This is a genomic window from Ruminococcus sp. CAG:57, from assembly GCF_000435935.1.
Lineage (GTDB): Bacteria > Bacillota > Clostridia > Oscillospirales > Ruminococcaceae > Hominimerdicola > Hominimerdicola aceti.
On record NZ_FR890765.1, the window covers coordinates 200 to 2,988 of the forward strand.

Here is a 2,789-nt window from a genome sequence, read left to right on the forward strand (position 1 = left end):
ATCGCAAGCTTTGACCTGATACTCCTGAAACATATGACTGTAGACAGAAAGCGTTGTCGTCTTGCCAAATAGTAACACACTTTCATATGCTGGGTAAATAACGTAAATACGCCTTTAAATAGGCTTCTTTTATCTTTCAGAGGTTCGTCGAGCAGCTTGTAGTAGATGTAGATTTCACGAGGTTTAAAGCTCGGAGATAGCACATTGTGCTGTTTCCGAGCTTTTGTTATCTGAAGTTTCATACCTTCCATGTTCTGCCCTACTTTTCCCCGCACACCTCACTCTTGAGTTTTTTCGCCGCCTTGAAATACTCATGCATTTTCACGTCCGCAGGGTCTATCTGTAATGCAAAGGATATCCTGCCCAGCAGCGAATTTATGTACTTCTCAGGCGTAATGTCAGCACCTTTGAAAAACAGGCTTTGGGAAACTCCGTATTTCTCACAGTAATATATTTCCTGACGTATCTCCCGACGCTGTTTCGACGAGATCTGCGCCTTTTCGTTGACTACTATCCCCGTTACCTGCTGACGTTGCGATGAACCGATAAGCGTTGTTTTTTTCATGTTCAGCTTAAAACCCATTTTCCACAACGCCCTGCTCACAAGTTGCGTTATCTCTTTGGCGTTAAGCACAGCTTTTCCACCTGAAAATGTCATATCATCACAGTATCTTGTGTAATTTATGCCACGCTCTCCACACCACTTGCCTATCCTCTCATCAAATCTTTTCATCACCAAATTCGACATCTGCGGAGACGTTGGCGCACCCTGTGGCAGTATGCTGTTATAAGTGCATATATTTGTCAGCAGCGTTGTTGCAGGCTTAGAAAATCCAAGCTCGCACATGGCCCCATAGACCTTGCCAAAATCAATGCTGTCAAAAAAACCTGAAACATCGAGTTTAAGCACTCTCTGTTGACCAATATGCGGCTCTGCATTTTTCAAAAGCGAAGAGTTTTTGCAATATGCAGTGGCATACTCAGATACGGACAGCGTGTAAAGATACCTTTCAAGTATCCTTCTTTGAACGAGCTTGAGATATTCGTTCGGCACTTTTAACACCCTGTTTTTATGCCCTCTGCCACGATGTATTATCACCTTGCGGTAATTTGAATAACACTTTTTCTGATTTCGTTTATGATAGCGTATTCGGTTGTTGCTAAGCATATAAAGCTTTTTTAAAGGAACATCAAGCTCCTCTGAGATCCTTATGATATCATTATCAATATCATTCATTTTGTCACCTCAAAAAAATAATAACAAGCGTCAGCACAAGATTCAAATGCTTTGGAGCCGAATTTTATTTAATGGAATTAAATCCGATTCGGTGAAAAAGCTTTTGATAAAGCTACTATTCCCTGAAACTTCCACAGCGACTCGCTGTAGTTATGCGTTTTGCAATATCGCTGCTGACGCTTGTCATATTTTACTAAACCATGTTATGTACTCATGATAAAAGCACCTTGTTTGTTTTATGAGATAATTATATCACGCGAAATGCACAACAATTGGTACATCTCGCAGAACACAACTAAAAAAATGGCTGTATATAAACACTCTGATATCATTTTACCAATTTATGCACGACACGTCAATGGGTTATCCTGACATTTTGCGCCAAACGCCAATATTTTGTATGAATACACAAAAAGCCACACGAAGATAGGAAAAAAAGCCGAGCCTTGCTTTTATCACCTCTCAATTCCCCCACCTCTCGAGCTTTTTCCTTTTTATCACTATCCCCACCGGGCTATCCGTTTTTTCGTCAAAATATTCCTCGCAGACCCACCAATGATACTCTTGCCTTGGCAGGGTCGCCCACGTCATATAGCAAAAGCTCCACTGGCGAAGCAATTCCTTCTTCTTGCCGTTTTTCAGACTTTCAGGTAAATAGTCCTCCATAAGCTTCACTATCGTATCATAGCTTATAAATCTCATCTTGTTCTTTCTTTTTATTATGGACAGCCTGTGGGCAAGATAAAAATGCAAAACAACTTTCCATATGCTGCATTTGTATTCTGGGTCAAGTATTGACTCTTTTTTCATTCTCCTGATGATCTTAATACGTTCATCGGGGTCATTCAAAAGGTCGCACAGCGCTGAGATATTAGAACAATCGAAACCGTCCTGCCCACTGTCCATCTTGAAATATCTCCGCCCGTCTAGTTTGTATAAAGGCACTCGTGCTATCTGCCCCTCCTGTGTTTCCACTGCATATGTCCACAACCTCGGGCAGGATCTTATCTCATAGACTTCTCTGCCACTGGTATCCTGACCTCTCTGTACATTAAGAAATCTCTCCCCTATGTTGTCACCGACTTCCTGCGGAGCATTTTCAGTGCCTGCTATAAAAATCCTAAGCCTTTGGAGTTTCTCAACGCTTTCTCTTAGCTTGTCTTTAAGTGCATTTCGTGAAAATCTAATGTCCTCGTTTCCGCTGAGAAGTTCCCATATGGTGTTGAGATAAAAATCCTTTCTGTTATTGTTCCATATAGTGCAAACAGCGTCAAACACACACATATCAAAGTATGTCAGCGGTGCTTTTTCATAAGCCGTGCAGTCTTGATACCATAAGGTACAACAGATATCATTTCTGCGCTGACCTTTCACAAAAGCTACTCTGTAGTTATAGTCCTCTTGATCGTTTCTTTTGCCTGACAGCCCGTCATAAAGCCCTTGTATCTCTTTCTCTCCCAAAAACCTGTTTATTTTTTTGTCTATATATGATACCGCACGCTCGTCCTCTTTTATCTCTGAAAGGTCATCATTTTCCCTTTTATATTTTCTT

At 41.1% G+C, this 2,789-nt stretch carries 2 protein-coding genes; both read right to left on the reverse strand.

Going from position 1 to position 2,789, the window contains the following annotated elements; genetic code table 11:
• Positions 1 to 259: 259 nt before the first annotated feature.
• Positions 260 to 1,237, reverse strand: coding sequence for a reverse transcriptase family protein (locus QVO88_RS08635; RefSeq protein WP_022288087.1), 978 nt, complete (start codon positions 1,235 to 1,237; stop codon positions 260 to 262).
• A gap of 462 nt (positions 1,238 to 1,699) precedes the next feature.
• Positions 1,700 to 2,789 (reverse strand): hypothetical protein (locus tag QVO88_RS08640; RefSeq protein ID WP_288177931.1); only part of this gene is annotated, 1,090 nt, incomplete at its 5' end.

Excerpts from the sequence above, each read along its gene's own strand:
- QVO88_RS08635 (WP_022288087.1), bottom strand. The coding sequence starts at position 1,237 with ATGAATGATATTGATAATGATATCATAAGGATCTCAGAGGAGCTTGAT.